14 protein-coding genes are annotated in these 21,994 nt (G+C 34.0%); all 14 read right to left on the bottom strand.

Annotation, left to right across the window (positions count from 1 at the left end):
- Nucleotides 1-5: 5 nt before the first annotated feature.
- The gene (gene sov / locus BM239_RS05190) at nt 6-7,217 is read right to left on the bottom strand and encodes a T9SS outer membrane translocon Sov/SprA (RefSeq protein WP_092206550.1); all 7,212 of its coding nucleotides are present in this window, start codon (nt 7,215-7,217) and stop codon (nt 6-8) included.
- 6 nt (nt 7,218-7,223) lie between these two features.
- Nucleotides 7,224-7,805: a Holliday junction branch migration protein RuvA gene (ruvA, locus tag BM239_RS05185; RefSeq protein WP_092206549.1), complete on the bottom strand. Its 582-nt coding sequence runs from the start codon at nt 7,803-7,805 to the stop codon at nt 7,224-7,226.
- A gap of 69 nt (nt 7,806-7,874) precedes the next feature.
- Nucleotides 7,875-10,166, bottom strand: coding sequence for an NADP-dependent malic enzyme (locus BM239_RS05180; protein WP_092206548.1), 2,292 nt, complete (start codon nt 10,164-10,166; stop codon nt 7,875-7,877).
- Nucleotides 10,167-10,403: 237 nt separating this feature from the next.
- A complete protein-coding gene (locus BM239_RS05175) occupies nt 10,404-11,969 on the bottom strand; it encodes a TlpA family protein disulfide reductase (protein WP_092206547.1) in 1,566 nt (521 codons plus the stop codon).
- Between the two features lie 66 nt (nt 11,970-12,035).
- Nucleotides 12,036-12,302 carry a hypothetical protein gene (locus BM239_RS05170; protein ID WP_092206546.1) on the bottom strand — a complete coding sequence of 89 codons (267 nt, stop codon included), beginning with the start codon at nt 12,300-12,302 and terminating at the stop codon, nt 12,036-12,038.
- A 314-nt stretch (nt 12,303-12,616) separates the two neighbouring features.
- A complete protein-coding gene (locus tag BM239_RS15300) occupies nt 12,617-12,772 on the bottom strand; it encodes a helix-turn-helix domain-containing protein (RefSeq protein ID WP_143094892.1) in 156 nt (51 codons plus the stop codon).
- A 166-nt stretch (nt 12,773-12,938) separates the two neighbouring features.
- A complete protein-coding gene (gene queG / locus BM239_RS05165) occupies nt 12,939-13,862 on the bottom strand; it encodes a tRNA epoxyqueuosine(34) reductase QueG (RefSeq protein ID WP_092206545.1) in 924 nt (307 codons plus the stop codon).
- A gap of 111 nt (nt 13,863-13,973) precedes the next feature.
- Complete coding sequence (locus BM239_RS05160) at nt 13,974-15,308, bottom strand: cytochrome P450 (protein ID WP_092206544.1); 1,335 nt, start codon at nt 15,306-15,308, stop codon at nt 13,974-13,976.
- A gap of 68 nt (nt 15,309-15,376) precedes the next feature.
- Complete coding sequence (ruvB, locus tag BM239_RS05155; protein ID WP_092206793.1) at nt 15,377-16,402, bottom strand: Holliday junction branch migration DNA helicase RuvB; 1,026 nt, start codon at nt 16,400-16,402, stop codon at nt 15,377-15,379.
- Nucleotides 16,403-16,566: 164 nt separating this feature from the next.
- The gene (locus BM239_RS05150; RefSeq protein WP_092206543.1) at nt 16,567-18,360 is read right to left on the bottom strand and encodes a cytochrome c oxidase subunit I; all 1,794 of its coding nucleotides are present in this window, start codon (nt 18,358-18,360) and stop codon (nt 16,567-16,569) included.
- 35 nt (nt 18,361-18,395) lie between these two features.
- Nucleotides 18,396-19,463 (bottom strand): cytochrome c oxidase subunit II, encoded by a 1,068-nt coding sequence (locus BM239_RS05145; protein ID WP_092206542.1) that lies wholly within the window; start codon nt 19,461-19,463, stop codon nt 18,396-18,398.
- 26 nt (nt 19,464-19,489) lie between these two features.
- Entirely contained in the window at nt 19,490-20,872 is a 1,383-nt protein-coding gene (locus BM239_RS15510) for a quinol:cytochrome C oxidoreductase (protein WP_092206541.1), read from the bottom strand.
- Nucleotides 20,873-20,896: 24 nt separating this feature from the next.
- Nucleotides 20,897-21,454: a c-type cytochrome gene (locus BM239_RS05135; protein ID WP_177208982.1), complete on the bottom strand. Its 558-nt coding sequence runs from the start codon at nt 21,452-21,454 to the stop codon at nt 20,897-20,899.
- 1 nt (nt 21,455) lies between these two features.
- A complete protein-coding gene (locus BM239_RS05130) occupies nt 21,456-21,992 on the bottom strand; it encodes a DUF3341 domain-containing protein (protein ID WP_092206540.1) in 537 nt (178 codons plus the stop codon).
- Nucleotides 21,993-21,994: the final 2 nt, after the last annotated feature.

Below are 21,994 nucleotides of genomic sequence, written 5' to 3'. Positions count from 1 at the left end.
CTGTATTAATTACCAAAAGTATATCTTAAAGTGATTCCTGATCGAATAGTTGTTTGCGGAAATGCTGTAGATATAGCATATTCAGAAAAGGCATAATCAAAATAGAATATTCCTGTTAGGTTTTTACTGAAAGCGTAATCTGTAGAAAATTTCAAAGACCAAATTGTTTGCCCAGATGTAATTTGGTTATTATCTAAATCTAAATAACGGATAATGGTTTTATTATCGCGAACAGAAATATCGGCTTTCATATTTAAATCACTTACAATTCGTTTTTTAGGGCCTGCCAATTTGGTTTTAATGCGCACATCTTTTATCCGGTAACCCAACCCAACAATATATTCATTTCCTTGAATTTCTGTCATTAAATTATTATCAAAGCTTAAAGACAGTAAGCGATCTTTTTTCATTTCAAGCAAAATTTTAATAGAGTTCTTCATTTCCATATCGATACGAAAAAGCGGACTGAACATTTCACTTAAATTGATATTGCTATATAGTTTTTCGTTTTTAAAATTTCCACTTTGGTCTACAGCAGTTGGATTGCTAGCGTCATAATCTAAATTAGACCGAAATTGATTTATAGTATAATTAGAGCGGTAACCGTGAACTATTGAGAAACGCTTAAATTTGTTTTTAAACCATTTTAAATTCATCAAACCGGTGTATTTAATATCCCAATTTGGAATAGGCACATCACGGAAAGCACTTAAAGATACTTTTTCAGCCTTCTGACCTGAATAGGCAGATAAAAACGATGGTAATAAAACGGCTTGGCTGTTTTTACCAAACCCTACTGGGTAGCCTTCCGCATCAACTGGGTAGGCCGAATTACCATAAAACTCTTGTGCTAATCGGTTTGCTACCTTTAATCGGTTAGATCTAAATTCATCAAATGTCTGTGACTGGTTTTCATCACTTGAACTGAAAGCTGTTTTGATTAAAACTGTTGAAATATTAAAATTTCCAAATGCATTAGGTGTTAAAGATTCATATTCCAATTCACTGCCTAGGTCATTTACTCGGTAATTTTCTGTGTAATTTTCAGAATACATTCTATTACCTACTAAATCAATTTTCAAATCGTTGAACGGTTCAATGTTGGCAGAAAAATCTAATTGTCGTGTTTTATTAACGCGATACTGATCATTAAAGTCTGGGTATAGGGTTAACCAACCGCGTCTTGCTGCCATATTTCTTACATCATTTTGACTTCCAAACGTAAACCCAGTAGTTGGCTTTAAGGTTCCAATAAACCCTGGTGTTTGCAGATAACCAGGCAGGTAGGTACCATTGGTTTCTGCGTAGTTAAATTGTATACGTTTTACTGCAGTAACAATACCAACACCTGTATTTAAAAGCTTCGTTCCTGTATTGTTTTTAGCAACCTTTTTATTGTCTGGAATTTGACCCTCTTTTGATAAACTTTCTTGACCAGGAGGTGTTGGTGTTCTTTTCACCTCTTGATTTCCGGATGCTGTTTTACGTATAGGTTTCTTTTTTAAACCTATGTAATTGTAAAACTTACTCATATTAAGTGTGGTATTCAGGTTGTGTTGATTGGCATTGGAGATTGTGTTTCCCAAATCATATGTTATGCCATCTACCTCTAGATCGCCAAATAAATCAGATCCTTTCTGCCATTGGAATTCTCCACTATACGAATAGGTAGCATCAACAAAAGCAAAAGTTGGTATTTTATTTAATGGTATTTCATAGTTAATCCCTAACTGCTGATACTGTGTGTTAGGATCACCAACATCAAAAAAGCCATCCCAAACATCTAATTCAGGATCTTGTTCACCATTGATAATATTGTTTTTGAAATAATTCCGGACAATATTAACGTTTGACGCTGTGAAATTCATGGATAAAGACTTCGTCAAATTGTAATTAATTGTATATCCAAAGTCGAAGGTATAATTACGTCTATATAATTCCTGAAGCCCAATATTACCGCCTCCTAAATCTATCTCTCTGAATTTTTGTTTATTAAACTGCCTATTTATATTTGAATTCACCGTAAAACTTGCAGGCACCGGATTTATATTAAAATCTTTTAAAATCTTCCAATATTTACCCATAAATAAGGAATCGTTTTTCTTAAAAGGCTCTATACTTAATGGTGCAAAGTTATAGGCATAATTAACACCAGTTCGAACATTTTTATCAACAGCACTTTCAATTTCAAAATCACGATGCTCTACTTTATTAAAGGAGTAATTTACTGTGAAATTTTCTACATCATAAAAACGTGGTGCAGACTCTCCTGTTCTAATTTTTCGAACACCTATAAAATTGATACTTTTCCGTTTTGTGTAATTTTCGTTGACTTTTAAAATGGAATCTTGATCGGCATTATTATCCAATTGTGTTTGTAGTTCTATATCGCGATAAAACTCATCAAACTGTGGTGTAATCCGTTCTTCTCCTACGCCATAATTAAATGGTATTTGAATTCCCCACTTTTTAGGTAATAACTGACCAACATTTACGTTGGTAACCACATCATACTGTTCCACATCTTCACGACTACGCTCTTGAGGACCTTGCTCGATACTACCAAAGCCCGAAGTACTTTTACGTCCTGTTGCACTTACACTGGCAAAGTCTGCAATATTAGAGTCCATACTTAAAACGGCTGCCCAGCCACCTTCGCTATCCATATCTGATAACCGTAGCTCATTAAGCCACACTACAGCACACTTATTTAGTGCCGATCTATTTTTAACACCAACCATTAATGTTCGGATATCCCCAAAGTTAGGATTACCAATAATAGCAATACGATGGTAATTATCAGAATCTCCAATTCCAACAGGTAGCGGATCGTATTGATTAACAGGAGATTCACTTAACTGTTCTCCAATTACTTCATAATAAGTTGGATCTAAGTTACTAATATTTCCTGCTGCTATAGATTTTGATTTAATATCCTGTAACAGCTCCAACGGTAAGTTAATTTGATTGGCTTCTGGCCAAAGCGCTTCTCTTGATATGCCTTGTGATACTTTTAGAGGCACCATGATTTCATAATAGTTTTGGGTTAAGTCATTACCCATTCTAATAAAACCAAATAAATCGTCATCATTTAATCCTGGCTGATCACCTTCTTCTGCGTGCATATACATACGTAATCGCTTGTATTGGCGCATATCTACATTAATATTCTTAAATACCGCTCGACCATCTTCAGATTCTAATCCGCAGACATCTAATAATAAAGATTGTTCATTTTGTCTAACAACGGTATTATTATTAAATAGTTCCTCGGGATCTACTCCTGGAGGCGATTGGTAACTACCATCATTTTTTAATGTGCTTACAACACCAACTGAAAATTCTGTATTATCTAAAGCAGGATCACCTTCATCAGTATCTAATGTTTGCGTATAACGACGCCATTCACTTCGTACTAAATCTAAAGTTCCAAAACGTAAAACTGTTTTCTCGGTAAATTCTTTCAGATACATACGCGCAAAACGAATGGAACGCAAATCAGAAATTCCACCAATGGCTGTTCTATCAACATCGTTAACAGGAATTCTGAACTGATACCATTTTGGAACAACTGTTTGTCCGTTAGGCAATGTTCTAATCTGATTCTCTTTAATATCAACAATATATGGGTTGTTTATATTTAAATCTGCTGGGTTTATATCCAATTCATACTCAAAATAACTATCTATTGTATTCATGGTATTATCGCGATTCACATCTTCAACATCGGGTTGAGTTGTAGAACCTCGATTGGTATCAGAAAAAGTATCAGGTGAATTTCCATCTACACCATTATAATTTTTATAACGCTGAAAAATATCGCCATCAACATTTAAAAAGTAGGCGTAATTATCATTTGCTGGATCTGGTAATGCCGAATAATCTGTAAAAATGGTGCGTTCTTCATTGTCATCATAACCATCATAACCGACATCTTGATTGGTACGTTCTTCACCTGTGGTATCAAAAGCATAAATTAGAGATTGGTTTTGAGGATACACCGTATTCCATGAAGGTGATTGTGGTAAGACTCCAATAACATTACCATCAATTGGCAAACCATTTTCATATAATTTTCGACCATCTTTAACAACATCTTCAGAAATGTTTCCAAGATTAAAAATTAATTTACCACCTGGGTTAGATGCATTTTCTTGAAACGGATCTTGAAGCCAGAACTCTATATATTCAACATTAGACTGCTCAAAATCGGTGGAGGTTAATTGTCTTGTAATTCCAGCCCAACTATCTTGGGGATTTGTAAGTGTATTATTTGGAATATCTATGTTATTCGTTTGAAAGTTATATGGCCCACGCTCTGTTGGATAATAGGCTAAATCTAGGGTAAAAAGAACTGTAGTTTGACCTTGAGCAATATCCTGTGCAGGAAATAGCTCGTTTATAAATACACGACTGGTAAATAAATCAGAAATATCGTCATCTGAAATACCATCTGGACTTCGATTACTATAAAAAATAGGGTCTATGGAATACCAATTTAGCATAGCACGATCAAAACCTTGAGCAATACCATTCTGGTCATCGTTATTGCCATTAATGCCACGCGGTCTACTAGAAAGGAACCATGATTGAGGCGATTTTAAATCGATATTATTTTGAGACCCCTCAAAATCATCTACATAAGATGTGGCTTCTCCTTGGAAATCTGTTCCTTTAGGAGATCCTGGCGCTAAATAAGCAAACTCGCCACGAACCGACACATTGGACATAACATCTGTATCAATGTTAGGAAGTTTGTTTACTAACCGTGTTAAAAACGGAACTTCGGTTGAGTAATTTCCATTAAAACCAAAAATATGATTATTAATTGGCTCTTGACTGTAATTGGCTTTTTGAGTAATTGGTCGTTCATTTAAATGTAACCATGTACCACCAATAACAAAGTTTTCGTTGAACTTATGTTCTACATTTACTCCTGTAAATCGCTTGGTTTGTTGTCCAAAGACGGCATTGTTTTCTGTAGAAACTTGAATAGGTGTATTGGAGGCTTTTAGCGCTTCATCTAAAATTTGAACTGTTCCTGCTGTATAATTTACGGTATAATCTACACCTTCTACTAATGTTCTTCCTCCAGCCGTTACTGTAACTGAACCTCTTGGCACATTAAATGCACCTATTGGAATACCATCACCACCTTCGGATTTATAACGTCCTTTTAATAAAAATTTATTCTTATCTGCTTCTTCCAAAGCTGCAGCTTTTGTTTCCTTATATAAAACATCATAAACATATTTCGCCTGATTGGCATTATATGTTAAGTCGTTATTATAATCTTCAGCATTAGATAAAGACAGGGTGTTAAATAAATATTCACCAAATGGCTCTACTTTTGTAAAAACTATTTTACCATTTTGAGGCAAGACAGTAATGCCAGGCACAAAATCAAAAAATCCGTCACCATTAGTTTGCGGATCATTATTGAAATTTAATCTATCAAAATTAAATAAACGTAATAATGTAGTTTCTTGAATAGGATTCCCCTCAAAATCTGGAAACGGTGTTCCTGAAACCGGTGAAATGAAATTTAAGGGCGATGCTTCGTTGTAAAAAATATTTAATTTAAAATCTTCTTGACTTAATTGATATGCGCCAGTATCATAAATATTTTTCATCATTAAGTCCCAAATTGGCTGTTGCACATTAGTTACTGGACTTTTTAATAACTTTAAAATTAACGTATTGTTGGTAACAGTTGTTATGGGACCTGAATTATCAATTCCTGTCGGATCCACACCTCCATTGGCAAATTCCCCAACTTGATACACTTGTCCGCCAACAGTATATTGAAATGCAACAGCTACAACTTCGTCATTATTTAGGCGTTGATTTAAAGAAATATAACCCAATTGGGTATCTACGGTATATTCTTGGCCTTCGGTTAACTTACGAGCGTTTTCTAATTTTGCATAATCTGAACCTTCATTGACAACGGCTGATAGGCTTCCAAAGCCTTGTTGAGCGGTTGCTATATCACGAATATTATCGTTCAAAACGGAGCCTGAACCAATAGTAGTAGGATCAAAATCGTTGTTACCATTATCTGGAAACGCATTGGGCCCTGCATTTAAAAACCCGGGAGGAATTGGGTTTAACAAGATATCATTTGCAGCCGGATTTGGATTGGATTCTCCTAAATCTTGAAGTGCCACAATATTTCGTACATTTTCGGTTCTATTCGTTCTGTTCGTTACCCAAACTTCTATTCGTGTTATTTGGACATTGGTATTGATAAATGGGTAATTAGCTAAAGCATCATCATATTTATCTCTAAAATAATGTGCTAAAAAAAAGTGACGATTTTCATCATAATCACGTGCAAAAAAATCAAATTCTTCTAGTGTCCCACCACCTTGAGCAACAACGGTTCGTCTATCTGAACGTTGTTCAGAAAACACGCCTGTTATGGTTGTTCTCCCAAATTGTAATTCTGTTTTAACACCAAACAAACTTTGAGCGCCCGTTATTAAAGAACTATTTAATGGCATACTCACGTTACCAACTTCTATTTTCTGTATGATATCGTCTTCAGTTGGTGTGTATTCTAATTTTATTAAATTTTGAAAATCGAAAGTCGATTCGGTATCATAGTTAGCCGTTACTTGAAGTCTAGTTCCAACTTTACCTAATAAACTTAAACTGATGCGTTGATCAAAATCAAAGGTAAAACTGCTTCTATTCCTTGGTGAAAAAGCTGGGTTATCCTGTTTGGTAAATAGAATACCTAAATCCATTTCTACCGAACCTTGTGGGATAACTTCAATGGTATTGCTTCCAAAAATTGTTTCGAAAAAACCAGAATTGACGTAAAATTCAGGTAATAAATTTTTTTGTTCCTCTTCAGTACCTTCTTTTAACCCATCAAAAGCATCAATTTTTTGCTTGTAATATGATTGCAAATTTTGTCTTACAATTAAATCCTGATATTCTTGAGGTGTTAAAATAATAGGATAATTAATATTGAATTCACCAACGGTTTCAGTATAAATGTACCGATCGGTAATCGGGTCATACTTGTATTTGGATTCTATACTGGAAGGATTTGGCATTTGCATATTGCCAAAACTAAATCCAGTTTGTGTAGAATCCTGTTCAGTTGGTTCTGTTTGCGACCAAGCTATTATGGAGCAAAATAGCGCGCTGGCAATAAGGACGTAATTTTTTAAGGATTTATATAAATTAGGGTTGGTTGTATTCAAAATCTATTATAAATTTTTTAGCGCTTGCTTAATAATGGTTTCAACGTCAGCTTGTGGTTCTTGACTTAAAAATTTGTCTATAACACGTTCGGATTGTTTCTTGGTAAAACCCAAAACTTCTAAAGCAGATAACGCTTCATCTTTATTTGTATTGCTTTGAGGGCCTGAATTTTCATCAATATCATAGACTTTCAATATTATATCTTTTAAATCTAAAATAACACGTTGTGCCGTTTTAGCGCCTATACCTTTTATAGACTGTATTAATGCCACATCGCCAAGGGCAATGCCTTCGCGAACTTGAATGGGAGTTAAGGAAGATAACATGGTACGTGCAGTACTTGCCCCAATACCACTAACAGACAAAAGCATGCGAAATATTTCGCGTTCTGCCAACGATGAAAAACCAAATAAGGTATGCGAATCCTCCTTTACTTGAAGATGGGTATACAACTTAAGATTTTCATTATCTGGTATTTGCGAAAAAGTGTGTAGTGATATGTTTAAATGATAGCCAACACCATTGCAGTCTATAACAACATCTGTTGGTCTTTTTTCAACAAGTCTCCCTTGAATATGTGTAATCATTAATTAACAATATATTAACTCTCAAATGTAATAAAATTATTGACAAAACAAAGGTGTTTACTAACCGAATCACCCATTTTGTGCTTCAGCTAATTTTTCTTTTTGTTGCGCATCAATAACTGCAATGGCTGTCATGTTAACAATTTCGTCTACACTTGCTTCTAATTGAAGAATATGAACTGGTTTTCGCATACCCATCATGATAGGTCCTATAGATTCTGATTGATTTAATTCTTTTAGAAGTTTATAGGTTATATTTCCTGATTCTAGATTTGGAAAAATTAAGGTATTAACTTTTTTTCCTGCTAATTTAGAAAATGGAAAAGTATCTTGAAGCATCTCACTGTTTAATGCGAAATCGGCTTGTAGTTCTCCATCCACTAACAAATTAGGGTGCCGTTTATGTAAATAAGCTACAGCTTCACCTACTTTTGTTGCTGTTTGATTTTTTGAAGAACCAAAATTGGAATAGGAAATCATAGCCATAACAGGTTCCATACCAAACATTTTCACAACTCCAGCCGTCATTTGGGCAATTTTGGTCAAATCGGTTGCTGATGGATTGATATTGATAGCTGTATCACTTAAAAAAAGTGGTCCGCGCTGAGTCATTAACAAATTTGTTGTTGCTACACGAGTTGAACCAGGCGCTAAACCTATTAATTCTAACATTGGTTTCACAACAGATGGATAACTTCTTGAAAATCCAGAAATTAAAGCGTCTGCATCACCAATATTTACCATCATAGCCGCAAAATAGTTGCGCTCACGCATAATTTTTTCTGCAGAATACAGCGTAACACCTTTTCGTTTGCGCTGTTCCCAATAAACTTTTGCATACGATTTTAAGCGCGCTTCTTCCTCATCAGATTTTGGGTCAATAATTGGTACATCGGCATCAAATTCTATTTCGGCTTTTAGCTTTTCAATTACAGAACGTCTTCCCAATAAAATAGGCATGGCTATACCTTCATCATGAGCTATTTGGGCTGCTTTCAACACATCTAAATGATCGGCTTCTGCATATACTACACGTTTCGGATTTAATTTAGCACGATTTAAAAGTAACCGCACAATTTTATTATCTGAGCCTGAACGCTCTAAAAGTTCATTCTCATATTTGTCCCAATCTGTAATTGGGTTTTTAGCAACACCACTTTCTATAGCTGCTTTGGCTACAGCAGGTGGTACTTGCGAAATTAATCGTGGGTCAAATGGTTTTGGAATAATATAATCGCGACCAAACGTTAAACGCGTTTCTCCATAGGCAATATTAACTTGTTCAGGAACAGGTTCTTTAGCTAATTGAGCCAAGGCTTTAACAGCTGCCATTTTCATTTCTTCATTAATTTTCGTGGCACGCACGTCTAAAGCACCTCTAAAAATAAATGGAAAACCTAATACATTATTAACTTGATTAGGATGGTCACTACGTCCTGTGGCCATAATAATATCTTGGCGCGTTGCAATGGCTATATCGTATTGAATTTCTGGATCTGGATTAGCCATAGCAAAAACAATTGGGTTATCTGCCATGGATAATAACATGTCTGGAGATACAATATCAGCGGTTGATAAACCAATAAACACATCGGCACCTTTCATTGCTTCATCTATAGTATCAATTTTTCTATGCGTTGCAAATTCGGCTTTTTCTGTTGTTAGTGTTTCACGATCCTGTCTAATAACACCTTTACTATCCAACATAACCATATTTTCTCGTTTTGCGCCAAATGCTTGGTATAAACGAGAACAAGAAATAGCGGCTGCTCCAGCGCCACTAATAACTATTTGGACTTCTTCAATATTTTTTTCAGCCAATTCCAAAGCATTCAATAATGCGGCGGCTGAAATAATAGCGGTTCCATGTTGATCGTCATGCATAACCGGAATATCTAGTTCTGCTTTTAATCTACGTTCAATTTCAAAGGCTTCCGGTGCTTTAATATCTTCTAAATTGATACCACCAAATGTTGGTGCAATCATTTTTACGGTTTGTATAAATGTTTCAACATCTTCGGTATCCACCTCAATATCAAACACATCAATATCAGCAAATATTTTAAAGAGGAGGCCTTTACCTTCCATTACGGGTTTGGACGCTTCCGGACCAATATTTCCAAGTCCTAAAACAGCTGTTCCATTGGAGATAACAGCAACTAAATTTCCTTTGGTAGTATATTTATAAACGTTATCTATATCTTTTGCAATTTCCAAACAAGGCTCTGCAACGCCTGGTGAATAGGCTAGTGATAAATCGCGTTGACTAGCATATTTTTTTGTAGGAACTACTTTTATTTTTCCAGGTGTTGGTTTGGCGTGGTATACTAAAGCTTCTCTTCTTCTCCTTTGCTTACTCATAAATGGATATTTTATTAGGACTTACAAATGTACAAGTTTAGGAATAAAAGATGGAGAGTTTTAGGGGCATTTATTTGTTTAAATCTTTATGATTTAAAATTTTTAAAAGTAACATGTTATTATTTATTTATAAAAAATCTTATCCATTCTCTAATTTCTAACAATAACGAATTGTTTCCCTATAGTTTTAAAAATTAAAACAACTGCTTAATGTTTATGTAGTGAAAGAATTTAATTTTATTCAATGCTTTTAATAATCCGCTCAAAAATTTCAATATTGGATGGTTTTGGCGCCATATTTACAATAACTTGATTTTGTTTATCTAAAATCATGTAGCGAGGAAGCCCATTTAACTTCACGAAATTAGCTAAAGGGGAATTTGTACCTCCTAAAACAATGTACTGATTTTTAACATTTAAAAATTCATTTAATTGTTCAGATCTTTCAATCCATTTTTTTTTATTGTCATCAACCGAAAGGTAAATCCACTCCACATTATTTTCCACTGCAAGTTTATCCTTGATCGGTTTTGATTTATAAATTTCTGAAATACAAGGCCCACACCAAGATGCCCAAAAATCAATTACCTTAATGCGCTGTTCAGAATTATGGAATATTTTTCTTAAGGATAAAGTATCCCCAAACTTACTAACCAATTTAGTATCTAAAGCGCTATCAGACAAATAAAAATTATGGGTTTTTAATCTATCCTTTAGTTCATTTAATTCTTTTTTATAGGATGGGTTTGAAAAACTATCTTTGTATTCATCAATTAATGCCATCATATAATCAACATTTCCTTTGCTGTAACCAAACCCTTTAACGGTATAATCTCTTATCATCCGTGCCATGGCATAATCGCGCAATTCACCTTTTAATTCGGTTTGAATATATGCTTTTTCGGCAATTAGTTTTTCTTTCGAGTAAGGTGGGAAATTTGATTCTTCAAAATAATATCTAATGAAACTATTAAGTGCATTTTTATAAATGAAATTATTAAGCTGTGGATTATTCTTAAAATCTTCAATGGTAACGTTATCTAAATAATCATTCAATTTAAAAATCTCTTGATTATTATTATTTTCTTTTTCGATTAAACTATTTATGCCATCTTGTGAATTAATAAACTGTCCTGGCATACCATCACTCTTTTCAATTCTAGGACTGATTAAATTATATAAATATTCATATTTGAGATTAGATTCAATTGTTTCTAAATAAGCCACATTAGTAATTTTATGTTCTTGTACATATTTTTCATAAAATAAAATTCGAGATTCATATATATCCTTCGTATTCAGCTTATAAGTCATTAAATTACCCTTGTAAGGATTCCTACCATAATCAAAACTCGAATTTGAATACAATTCGACCAACAGATTGTTTTGCTCTGAATATTCACCTTCAAAAACTATACTTTTTTCATTTATTGATAAATGGATAGTATCTCCTGGCGAAATAAATATAGGAATATCGTAAAAATGTGAATTTTTATCCCAACAATAAATTTCAATTGTTTGTGGTGTTTTTATAGAATCCAATATAAATTGAAGCGCGTCATCTATTATTCTACTATCTAGGAATGTTTGGGTTCTATTGAATAATGGCGTATCATCACTAATAACAATTGATTTAAGGATTAGTGAATCTTTCGATTTACATAAAATGACAACCTTATCCGTTTTGTTGCTTTTAAGTTCCTCAATATTATTTGTTACATTAATTTTTTTGTTTTCATCATCCTTACAATTATAAAAAAGCAATGACAGAACTATAAAAAATACTATATTTTTGAGCTTCATATTTTAAAATATATAGAAAAAATCAAGAAGAACAACAAATATCATTCTTCTTGAAATATTGAATTTTTAACTTGAATAACAATGACTTCCTCCAAATGACCAACAACTTGAAGCTCCTCCTTGGGTATAACAAGCTTGGTTACATCTCATCATACTTAAAACACCTCCATAAATAGGTATTTTATGGCCATCACTACAAGTTGCGAGACAACTACCATTTCCAGGATCATTCGGACCGCCTGAACCTCCATCTCCAATGCCTCCAACAATGGTTTTTTGTTGAGATTTACTCAATGACTTAACGCCTTCTAAATTTAATAAGTTTTTTAACATAATATAAAAGTTTATAAAATTATATTTGCTGTGAACATTTTAAGACACTCACAGTTTGTGTCTACTCCTCGCAAGAGAATTTTGTTCAAAATGCAGAACCCGTTAATTCGGGTTTTGCTATCTAAATATATTGTTTTTCTAATGTTTGTGTTTTTTCAGCTTCCTTATTAAAGTGCTCAAAAAGCTCTTCAATAAAATATAATAAATCACTTCTTTCGTACTCTTTAGGAAATTGTCTTCCATTAATTAATAATGCTGGCGTAAAATTTATAGTATTATTAATACACCAATATTGTTGTGCTTCTAAAACTGCATCATATCAAATCAAGCGCTTCATCCATTTCTGTGGCTTGAAATATATAAAAAGAAAATTCGGGATTATTTTTAGAAAGTGCTTCTAAAGCAAGTCTGTAGGCGCCAATGATTATGGGATGATCATCAACAATTAAAACATTAATATCTGTATTCATACGATTAATTTTGGGGCTATCAATTGGAAACCTGTATGAAGGGATTGGTATAAAAGTATATTAATTTAATGAAAAACAGTTGAAAATATTTAAAAAATAAAATCGGAAATAAAAATACGAAATTATAAAACCTTGAAAATAAATATTTTAGAATTATAATTGAATTTTATTCAAGTAAAAAATCAATATTTCGCGTAAGTCCTGAAAATTTGGTTCGTTTTACAGCCGATTTTTGAAATACTTTACGGAACGTGTCCTCGGTTATTTCTTCCCAATCTTTTTTGGTCATATCCAATAATTCAGGGTGTGGATTGAAAAGCGGTTCGCTATGTGCTTTTGAAAACCGATTCCAGGGACAAACGTCTTGGCAAATATCGCAACCAAACATCCAATCGTTAAACTTACCTTTAAATTCGGTTGGAATATTTTCTTTTAATTCAATGGTAAAATAGGAAATACATTTACTACCATCTACCACATAGGGTTCTGTAATAGCTTGGGTTGGACAGGCATCTATGCATTTGGTGCAGGTACCGCAATGATTGGTTGTAACGGCATCATATTCCAACTCTAAATCAATTACTAATTCAGCAATAAAATAAAACGAACCCACTTGCTGCGTTAATAAATTAGAATGTTTCCCAATCCATCCTAAACCCGATTTGGCTGCCCAAGCTTTATCTAGTACAGGAGCCGAATCTACAAAAGCACGACCACCAACCTCGCCTATTTCTTCTTGAATAGTTTGTAAAAGCTCTTTTAATTTATCTTTTATAACAAAATGATAATCGGTTCCGTATGCGTATTTAGAGATTTTGTAGGTGTCAGCATGTTGCGTTTCGGACGGATAATAATTTAGTAATAAGGACACGACGCTTTTTGAGCCTTCTACCAATTTTGTAGGATCGAGACGTTTATCGAAATGGTTTTCCATGTATTGCATGTCGCCATGACTCTTGTTTTTTAACCACGATTCAAGTCTTGGCGCTTCCTCTTCTAAAAAACCAGCTTGACTAATACCGCAAGATAAAAACCCAAGGCGTTTGGCTTCATCTTTAATAATTTGACTGTATTTAGATTTATTGGTCAATTACTAGTTTTTTTGTTTTTATAATTGGTTAGCATCCTGTTTAAGAATTTTAATTCATCTTGAGCGCAGTTAATGGACACCCAGTCTGACATCATCAATAATTTATTGTAGTTATATACGGCTTTCAAATTTAAGGAAAGCATTTTTAGGTTTTAGAGTTATTAGTGGTGTGATATCTATAGCTTCAAAGATGGGAGTTATTTTGTAAATTGCTACTAATTCTGATATGGCAATTATCATTTCAAACATAGCAAAATTGTTTCCAATGCATTTTCGTGGTCCTGCTCCAAAAGGAAAATATTGAGATGAAAATTTTCGACTCCCTTCACTAAAACGATCGGGTTTAAAACTATTTGGTTGGTTCCATAAATCTGGGTGACGGTGGATTTCATAAACCGAAAACAGCAAGTTAGATCCAGCTTCAAAGTCGAATTCACCAAAACTATCCGTTTCTATATTCACGCGGTCTATAAAATAAGCGGGTGGATATAAGCGCATGGCTTCTTCAATGACTTGCTGACAAACTTTGGATTTTGTAACTAAAGTCATTAAGTCAGAACTTACTTCTAGTAATTCTTGACGTTCTGTATATATTTTTTCTTGCCATTCAGGGTGTAATGCGAGCAATTGTGTTGCAAAAGTGAGTGCATTTGATGTGGTTTCGTGTCCAGCTGTAAATAAAATTAAAATTTCATCAATTAACTGCTCTTCATCCATGGAAGTGCCATCGTCATATTTAGCCTCCAGAAGCATATCCAACAAATCGTGCTCTTTTATATTTGATGCTCGCCGTTTGTCTACAATTCGTTTTAAAATTTGTCGGGCTTCGTCCGTTAGCTCAATATGTTTTTTAATTTCTCCTGTCCAATGGAACCACCACCCTAAATACGGTTGGCGTAATTCTTTAACCAACATTTTTTGAGCAGCTTCAGTTATATATTGTAAACGATTAATATCATCTTGATTGGCTACACTACTGAATAACGATTTTACAACGGTTTGAAACGCCAAATCATTGAGAATTGGAAAAATATCTATTAATTGGTTCTCTTCAATTTTAGTATATTCTGAAATAATGGCATTTTTAATGGATTCTAAAAGGTTTTCTAATTGTTTTTTATGAAAAGCCGGTTGAATAAGTTTTCGTTGCTTTTTCCAATGTTCGCCTTCCGAAGTTAATAGACCCTTGCCTACATATTTCACCAAATCTTCCGTTTGGATTTTAGATTTGGTATAGTTTTTTTGATTTTTTTGAAGTACATATTCAGCAAAGGCTGCATCACGAATAAAAACAACACTATTAGTAAATCCTATTTTTAACCTGAACACATCACCTTGTTCGCTAAAGTTTTTGTGATGAAACGGTAACGGGTTTTTGAGAATTTCTAGTGAATGCTTTAAAAACCTACTTAATGGAACTGTTGGAATGGTGTTTTTAGATGTCAATTTTTTAAATTTATCTGTTTACAGCCTTCTATTTTTTTTAAAATTTGCAAAGCATCCCATTTAGAGTTTTAAGTAAATAAGCCACCTTGCGTAGGACCTTTAACACGACCTAAATGCTGATAAGCTTGCTCGGTTACTTCGCGACCACGAGGTGTTCGCATGATAAAACCTTGTTGAATTAAAAAGGGTTCGTATACTTCTTCAATGGTTTCAGCACTTTCACTAACTGCCGTAGCGAGGGTTGTAATACCTACTGGTCCTCCTTTAAACTTATCGATGATGGTGGTTAAAATTTTATTATCCATTTCATCTAAACCGTGTGCATCTACATGCAAGGCTTCTAAAGCAAAACGTGCAATTTTAATATCTATATTACCATTACCTTTAATTTGGGCAAAATCCCGTACACGACGAAGTAACGCATTAGCAATACGCGGTGTTCCACGGCTTCTTCCCGCTATTTCAACTGCAGCTTCAATAGTTATAGGCACATTTAAAATGGAGGCACTACGTTGTACAATGGTTGTTAATAATTCCGTGTTATAATACTGTAAACGACTTTGGATTCCAAAACGCGCACGCATTGGCGCTGTTAATAATCCGGAACGCGTGGTAGCGCCAATTAAGGTAAAGGGGTTTAAATTTATCTGAACGGTTCTGGCATTGGGTCCAGACTCAATCATGATATCAATTTTATAGTCCTCCATTGCCGAATACAAATACTCTTCAACAATAGGACTTAATCTATGAATTTCATCAATAAATAAAACATCACGATCATCCAAATTGGTAAGTAAGCCTGCTAAATCTCCGGGCTTATCCAAAACGGGTCCAGAAGTGACTTTAATGCTCACACCCAATTCACTAGCAAGAATGTGTGCTAATGTGGTTTTTCCCAGCCCTGGTGGTCCATGAAACAAGGTATGATCTAGCGCTTCATCCCGACCATTAGCAGCTTGTACAAATATTTGTAGATTTTCCAATACTTGGTCTTGACCCGTAAAATCATCAAAGGATAAGGGTCTTAACTTTTTTTCGACATCATTTTCTTCTGGAGAAAATTTTTCGTTTGTAGGATCTAGGTTTTCGTTCATCTTTAGTTCCATGAAGATGGAATCATATTTATTACATATATATAAAACTTGCTAAACAAATATACAAAGTGTTCAGTAACCTATTGGTATAAAAAAAGCCTTTCTGCTATTAGAAAGGCTTTGTTATTTGAAATCTTTAGTAAACTATATTACTAAATCTGTTTTTAATGGTGTAGTTCTTCTTCTCCCTCCATTAATGGTACATTTTGGGGAACAAAATCAACATCATGACCGGGTTTGCTATAGTCATAAGACCAACGGTAAACATGAGGTATAGCGCCTGGCCAATTTCCGTGAAGGTGTTTCACTGGAGTCGTCCATTCTAAAGTAGTAGATTTCCATGGATTCTGTTCTGCTTTCTTACCATAGAACATACTTGCAAAGAAATTGTATAAATATACCAATTGAAATATCCCACCAATAATAGCAAAAATAGTTATTACCACATTAACATTTGCTAAATCATCAAACAATGGGAAATTCGAGTTTGTATAATAACGTCTTGGTAAACCAGCCATTCCAATAAAGTGCATTGGGAAGAATACGCCATAAGCACACACAGCAGTTACCCAGAAATGAATGTATCCTAATTTTTTATTTAACATACGCCCAAACATTTTTGGATACCAATGGTAAATACCAGCAAACATACCGTATAATGCAGAAATACCCATAACTAAATGGAAATGCGCAATAACAAAATAAGTATCATGAACATTAATATCAAGCGCACTATCACCTAGAATAATACCTGTTAAACCACCTGTTATAAACGTAGAAACAAATCCAATTGAAAACAACATGGCAGGATTCATTTGAATATTACCTTTCCAAATGGTTGTAATCCAGTTAAAAGCTTTTACGGCTGAAGGAATTGCAATTAATAGAGTTGTAAATGTAAATACAGATCCTAAAAATGGATTCATACCTGACACGAACATATGGTGCCCCCAAACAATGGTTGATAAAAAGGCTATAGCTAAAATAGATGCAATCATAGCACGATAACCAAAAATTGGTTTACGTGAATTGGTTGCCATAATTTCAGAAACTAATCCCATTGCAGGTAGAATTACAATGTATACTTCTGGATGTCCTAGGAACCAGAATAAGTGTTCAAATAATACGGGAGAACCACCTTGATAATGTAACACCTCGCCTTGTATAAAAATATCTGATAAGAAGAAGGATGTTCCAAAACTTCTATCCATTATAAGTAATAAAGCAGCTGATAATAATACAGGGAAGGAAACAATACCAATAATAGCGGTTACAAAAAACGCCCAAATAGTTAATGGTAAGCGCGTCATAGACATACCTTTGGTACGTAAATTAATAACAGTAACCACGTAATTTAATGATCCTAATAAAGAGGAAGCAATAAATATTGCCATAGAGACTAACCATAGAGTCATACCCATACCTGAACCTCCTTGTGCCATAGGCAATGCTGATAATGGTGGATAAATTGTCCATCCAGCTGCAGCTGGTCCAGCCTCAACAAATAAAGAAATAACCATGATTACACTTGATAAAAAGAACAACCAATAAGAAATCATGTTTAAAAAGCCTGATGCCATATCTCGTGCACCAATTTGTAATGGAATTAACAGGTTACTAAATGTACCACTTAAACCAGCAGTTAACACAAAGAACACCATAATGGTTCCATGAATAGTTACCAATGCTAAATAAATATCAGCGTCCATAACACCTCCTGGTGCCCATTTTCCTAGCAACGCTTCAAATAATATATTTGGTTCCTCTGGCCATGCAATTTGCATACGGAACATAATAGACATTAATACACCAATTACACCCATTATAGTACCAGTTACTAGGTACTGCTTGGCAATCATTTTATGATCCTGACTAAATATATATTTAGTTACGAATGTTTCTTTATGATGATGTCCGTGATCGTCGTCGTGAGCGTGAGTATCTGCGTGTGTTGACATAATCTTCTATATACTTTTTTTAAAACCGTTTGTACTTACTTAATTAAAGAATCTTTAAATTCTTTTTGTTCTGCCATCCAAGCGTCAAATTCTTCTTGGGTTTCTACTATGATTTTCATTTGCATGTTGTAATGTGATTTACCGCAAATTTTATTACATAATAATATATAATCGAATTCATAAGGATCTAGTGCTGCTTCTCCTTTGGCAGCTAGTTCTTTACTTTTTTCCTTACGGATTTCATTAATATTAGCAACCTTCTCTATCATTTCAGGGGTTTGTCTCATTTCGGCAGTGGTTACCGTTGGCGTGAAACCAAATTGAGTAATCATACCTGGAACACAATTCATTTGAGCTCTGAAATGAGGCATATAAGCGGAGTGTAATACGTCTTGTGAACGCATTTTAATTAACACGGGCTTACCAACTGGCAAATGTAATTCGGTAGTTATAATATCATCTTGAGCATTAGGATCTGCTTCATCAAGACCTAAAATGTTTGCATTATCTAAATTAATTAACCGAACATTGGCTTTACCAAGTGTATTATCGTTTCCACCGTAACGTGCTTTCCAGTTAAATTGCTGTGCATATAATTCTAACACTAGTGGATCATCATCTTCATTAACATTCATGATGCTAGTCCATGTAAACAGACCATAGATAATTAAACCAGCTAAAACAATTACAGGAATGATAGTCCAAATAGCCTCTAATGTGTTGTTATCAGCAAAATACAAGGCTTTTTTACCTTTTTCACCACGATACTTATAAGCAAAATAGTGCAATAGAAATTGGGTAATTGTTTGCACAATAAAAATAATGATCATAGAAATAATCATTAAATTATCAATTTCAGGGCCATGTTCAGATGCTGAATTTGACATTAATGGTAAATCTCCCCATAATACAAAACAAACAATGGTAATTACATAAATAAAAATAAGAAACCCTATCATTAAATATGCATTAACCTTATTGTCGTTTTCGTTTGCAACTTGGTTGTCTGATACACCTACCTGTGCTAAATCAAATATTTTTACCATTTGCCAAATAGCAATAGCGATAAAAAGTACGATTATAATTGTTAAAAAAGCTGTCATTGTCTCTTCTCTACTTTAATTAATTTTTAATAATGAAAATGCTCACTTTCTTTAATAAATGGATTTCCTTTAGCTAATAGTGGTGCTTTGGTTAGTGCTGTAAATGCCACAAAGATAAACAGACCAGCAAATAGTAAAATAGCACTTATTTCAGGTATACCAATAAACCATCTGTCGCCAACTGTTGCAGGCATAATCATGTTGAAAATATCAATATAATGACCACATAATATAACGATACCTGCCATAACAATAAACCAAGGGATTCGCTTATAATCACTATTCATTAATAGTAATAATGGGAAAACAAAGTTCATAACTACCATACCTAAAAATGGTAATTGGTAATCCTGAAAACGTGTTACAAAATAGGTAACCTCTTCTGGAATGTTTGAATACCAAATCAACATGAATTGAGAAAACCATAAATACGTCCAGAAAATACTAATACCAAACATAAATTTAGCTAAATCATGTAAATGACTATTATTAACAAATGGTAATAAACCTTTAGACTTTAAGTAAATAGTTACTAAAGCTATAACCGTAATACCACTTACAAACATACTTGCAAACACATACCAACCAAATAATGTACTAAACCAGTGAGGATCTACACTCATAATCCAGTCCCAAGACATAATGGACTCTGTGTATATGTAAAACACTAAAAATGCAGCAGCTATACGAAATGATTTTTTAAAGTTACGGTTATCATTAACATCAGCATTATCTTGAGCAATTGAGAATTTACGTGCAAAATGTCTGTATAAACTCCAGCCAGCAATGAAAATTAATCCTCTAATAATAAACCAAGTCAAATTTAAATAACCTGCTTTTCCTTGGATTAATTTATCATGAGCTACAACATCAGGATCCATCCAAACAAATAGATTGTAATGTCCTATGGTTCCAGATGCTACAGCTATAGCCAATACTATTAATGCGCCTGGTAAGACGTAGGCTGTAATACCTTCCATAACTCTGAACAAAACTGGTGACCATCCTGCTTGTGCGGCAAACTGAATGGCATAGAATGCTAAAACACCTAATGCAATCATGAAAAAGAAAAATGCTGCAACATATAAAGCCGACCATGGTCTATTTGCTATTTGGTGTTGTACATGCTCCACATGCTTTGTATGATCATCTACATGATGTTCTGTATCTGCAAGAGCATCATGTGCATTAGCATCATGACTATTGTCTGCATGTTCTGTGTCACCAGCTACAACATGTGCTTTGGTTTCTGTTTCATGGCCTCCACCATGAGAAGCTTCAGCTGCTAGCATGGTTTCAACGTCTTCAAAAGATTTATGAGATGTCATAAAACCATAAACAACACCTATTGCTCCAATTATTATTAGGGCAATAGAAAATGTCTTTAATCTATTTGAGAATGTGTACATATCTATATATAATCTTTATCTATCTTATTTTTCTAAATTGGCTTTTAACTCTAAAACATAAGCTGTTACTTGCCAACGCTCTTCTTCATTTAGCTGATTAGCATAAGAGCCCATGGCATTTTTACCATAATATATAGTATGATAAATACTTCCTGCAGTAATTGCTCTACCAACATCTGCATAGCTTGGGATACCTAAAATTTTCTCACGCTTCACTAAATTCCCTTGTCCATCGCCTTTTGGTCCATGACAGATACCACAATAAATGTCATATAATTCTTTACCTCTAGCAGAATCTATTTGAGTAGAATCTAATTTATTAGTTAACGTGGTTTTAGCTAAATTGTAACCTTCTAGTGTATCGTCAATATCGAACGGAATATGACCTCTTGCTACAGATCCTTCTGCAGGTAATTGAGCTTCCACACCGTTTCTAAAAGCTTCTGTTTCAGAGTATGTTTCATAGCCAACAGACTCATACATGTTTGGCATGTATTGGTAGTTACGACTTGAATCTTTATTACAAGACACAACCGATACTAATACTAATGCTATAATGGTTATTTTTATTAAGGCCTTCATATTAATGTGCTTCTTCTTTTTCAACAATATTAATTTCAACTGCACCAGTTTCTTTAAGTAAATTTTCTAATTCAAGTTGATTATTATGAATAGCAATTTCCATTAAGAAATGATCATCAGTAGTTCTTGGGTCGGGATTCTCGGCTTTTTTAAATGGCCACATTCTACTGCGTAAGTAAAAGGTAATTACCATTAAGTGAGCGGCAAAAAACACCGTTAACTCAAACATAATTGGCACAAATGCTGGCATATTTTCAAGATAGCTAAAGCTAGGTTTACCACCAATGTCTTGCGGCCAATCTTCAATCATAATAAAATTCATCATTACGATGGCTACTGTTAAACCTATACAGCCGTATATAAATGATGTTATAGCTAAACGTGTCGGTGCTAATCCCATAGCCTTATCTAGTCCGTGAACAGGAAAGGGCGTGAAGATTTCTTCTATATGATGCTTTTCAGCTTTAACTCTTTTAACAGCTGACATTAATACATCGTCATCTGTATAAATAGCGTGAATTACTTTTGATGTTTCCATTA

Source organism: Algorimicrobium echini (assembly GCF_900115185.1).
GTDB classification, from domain to species: Bacteria; Bacteroidota; Bacteroidia; order Flavobacteriales; family Flavobacteriaceae; genus Algorimicrobium; species Algorimicrobium echini.
The sequence above is the reverse complement of the archived record's forward strand: the minus strand, read 5'-3'. Positions and strand labels throughout refer to the sequence as shown.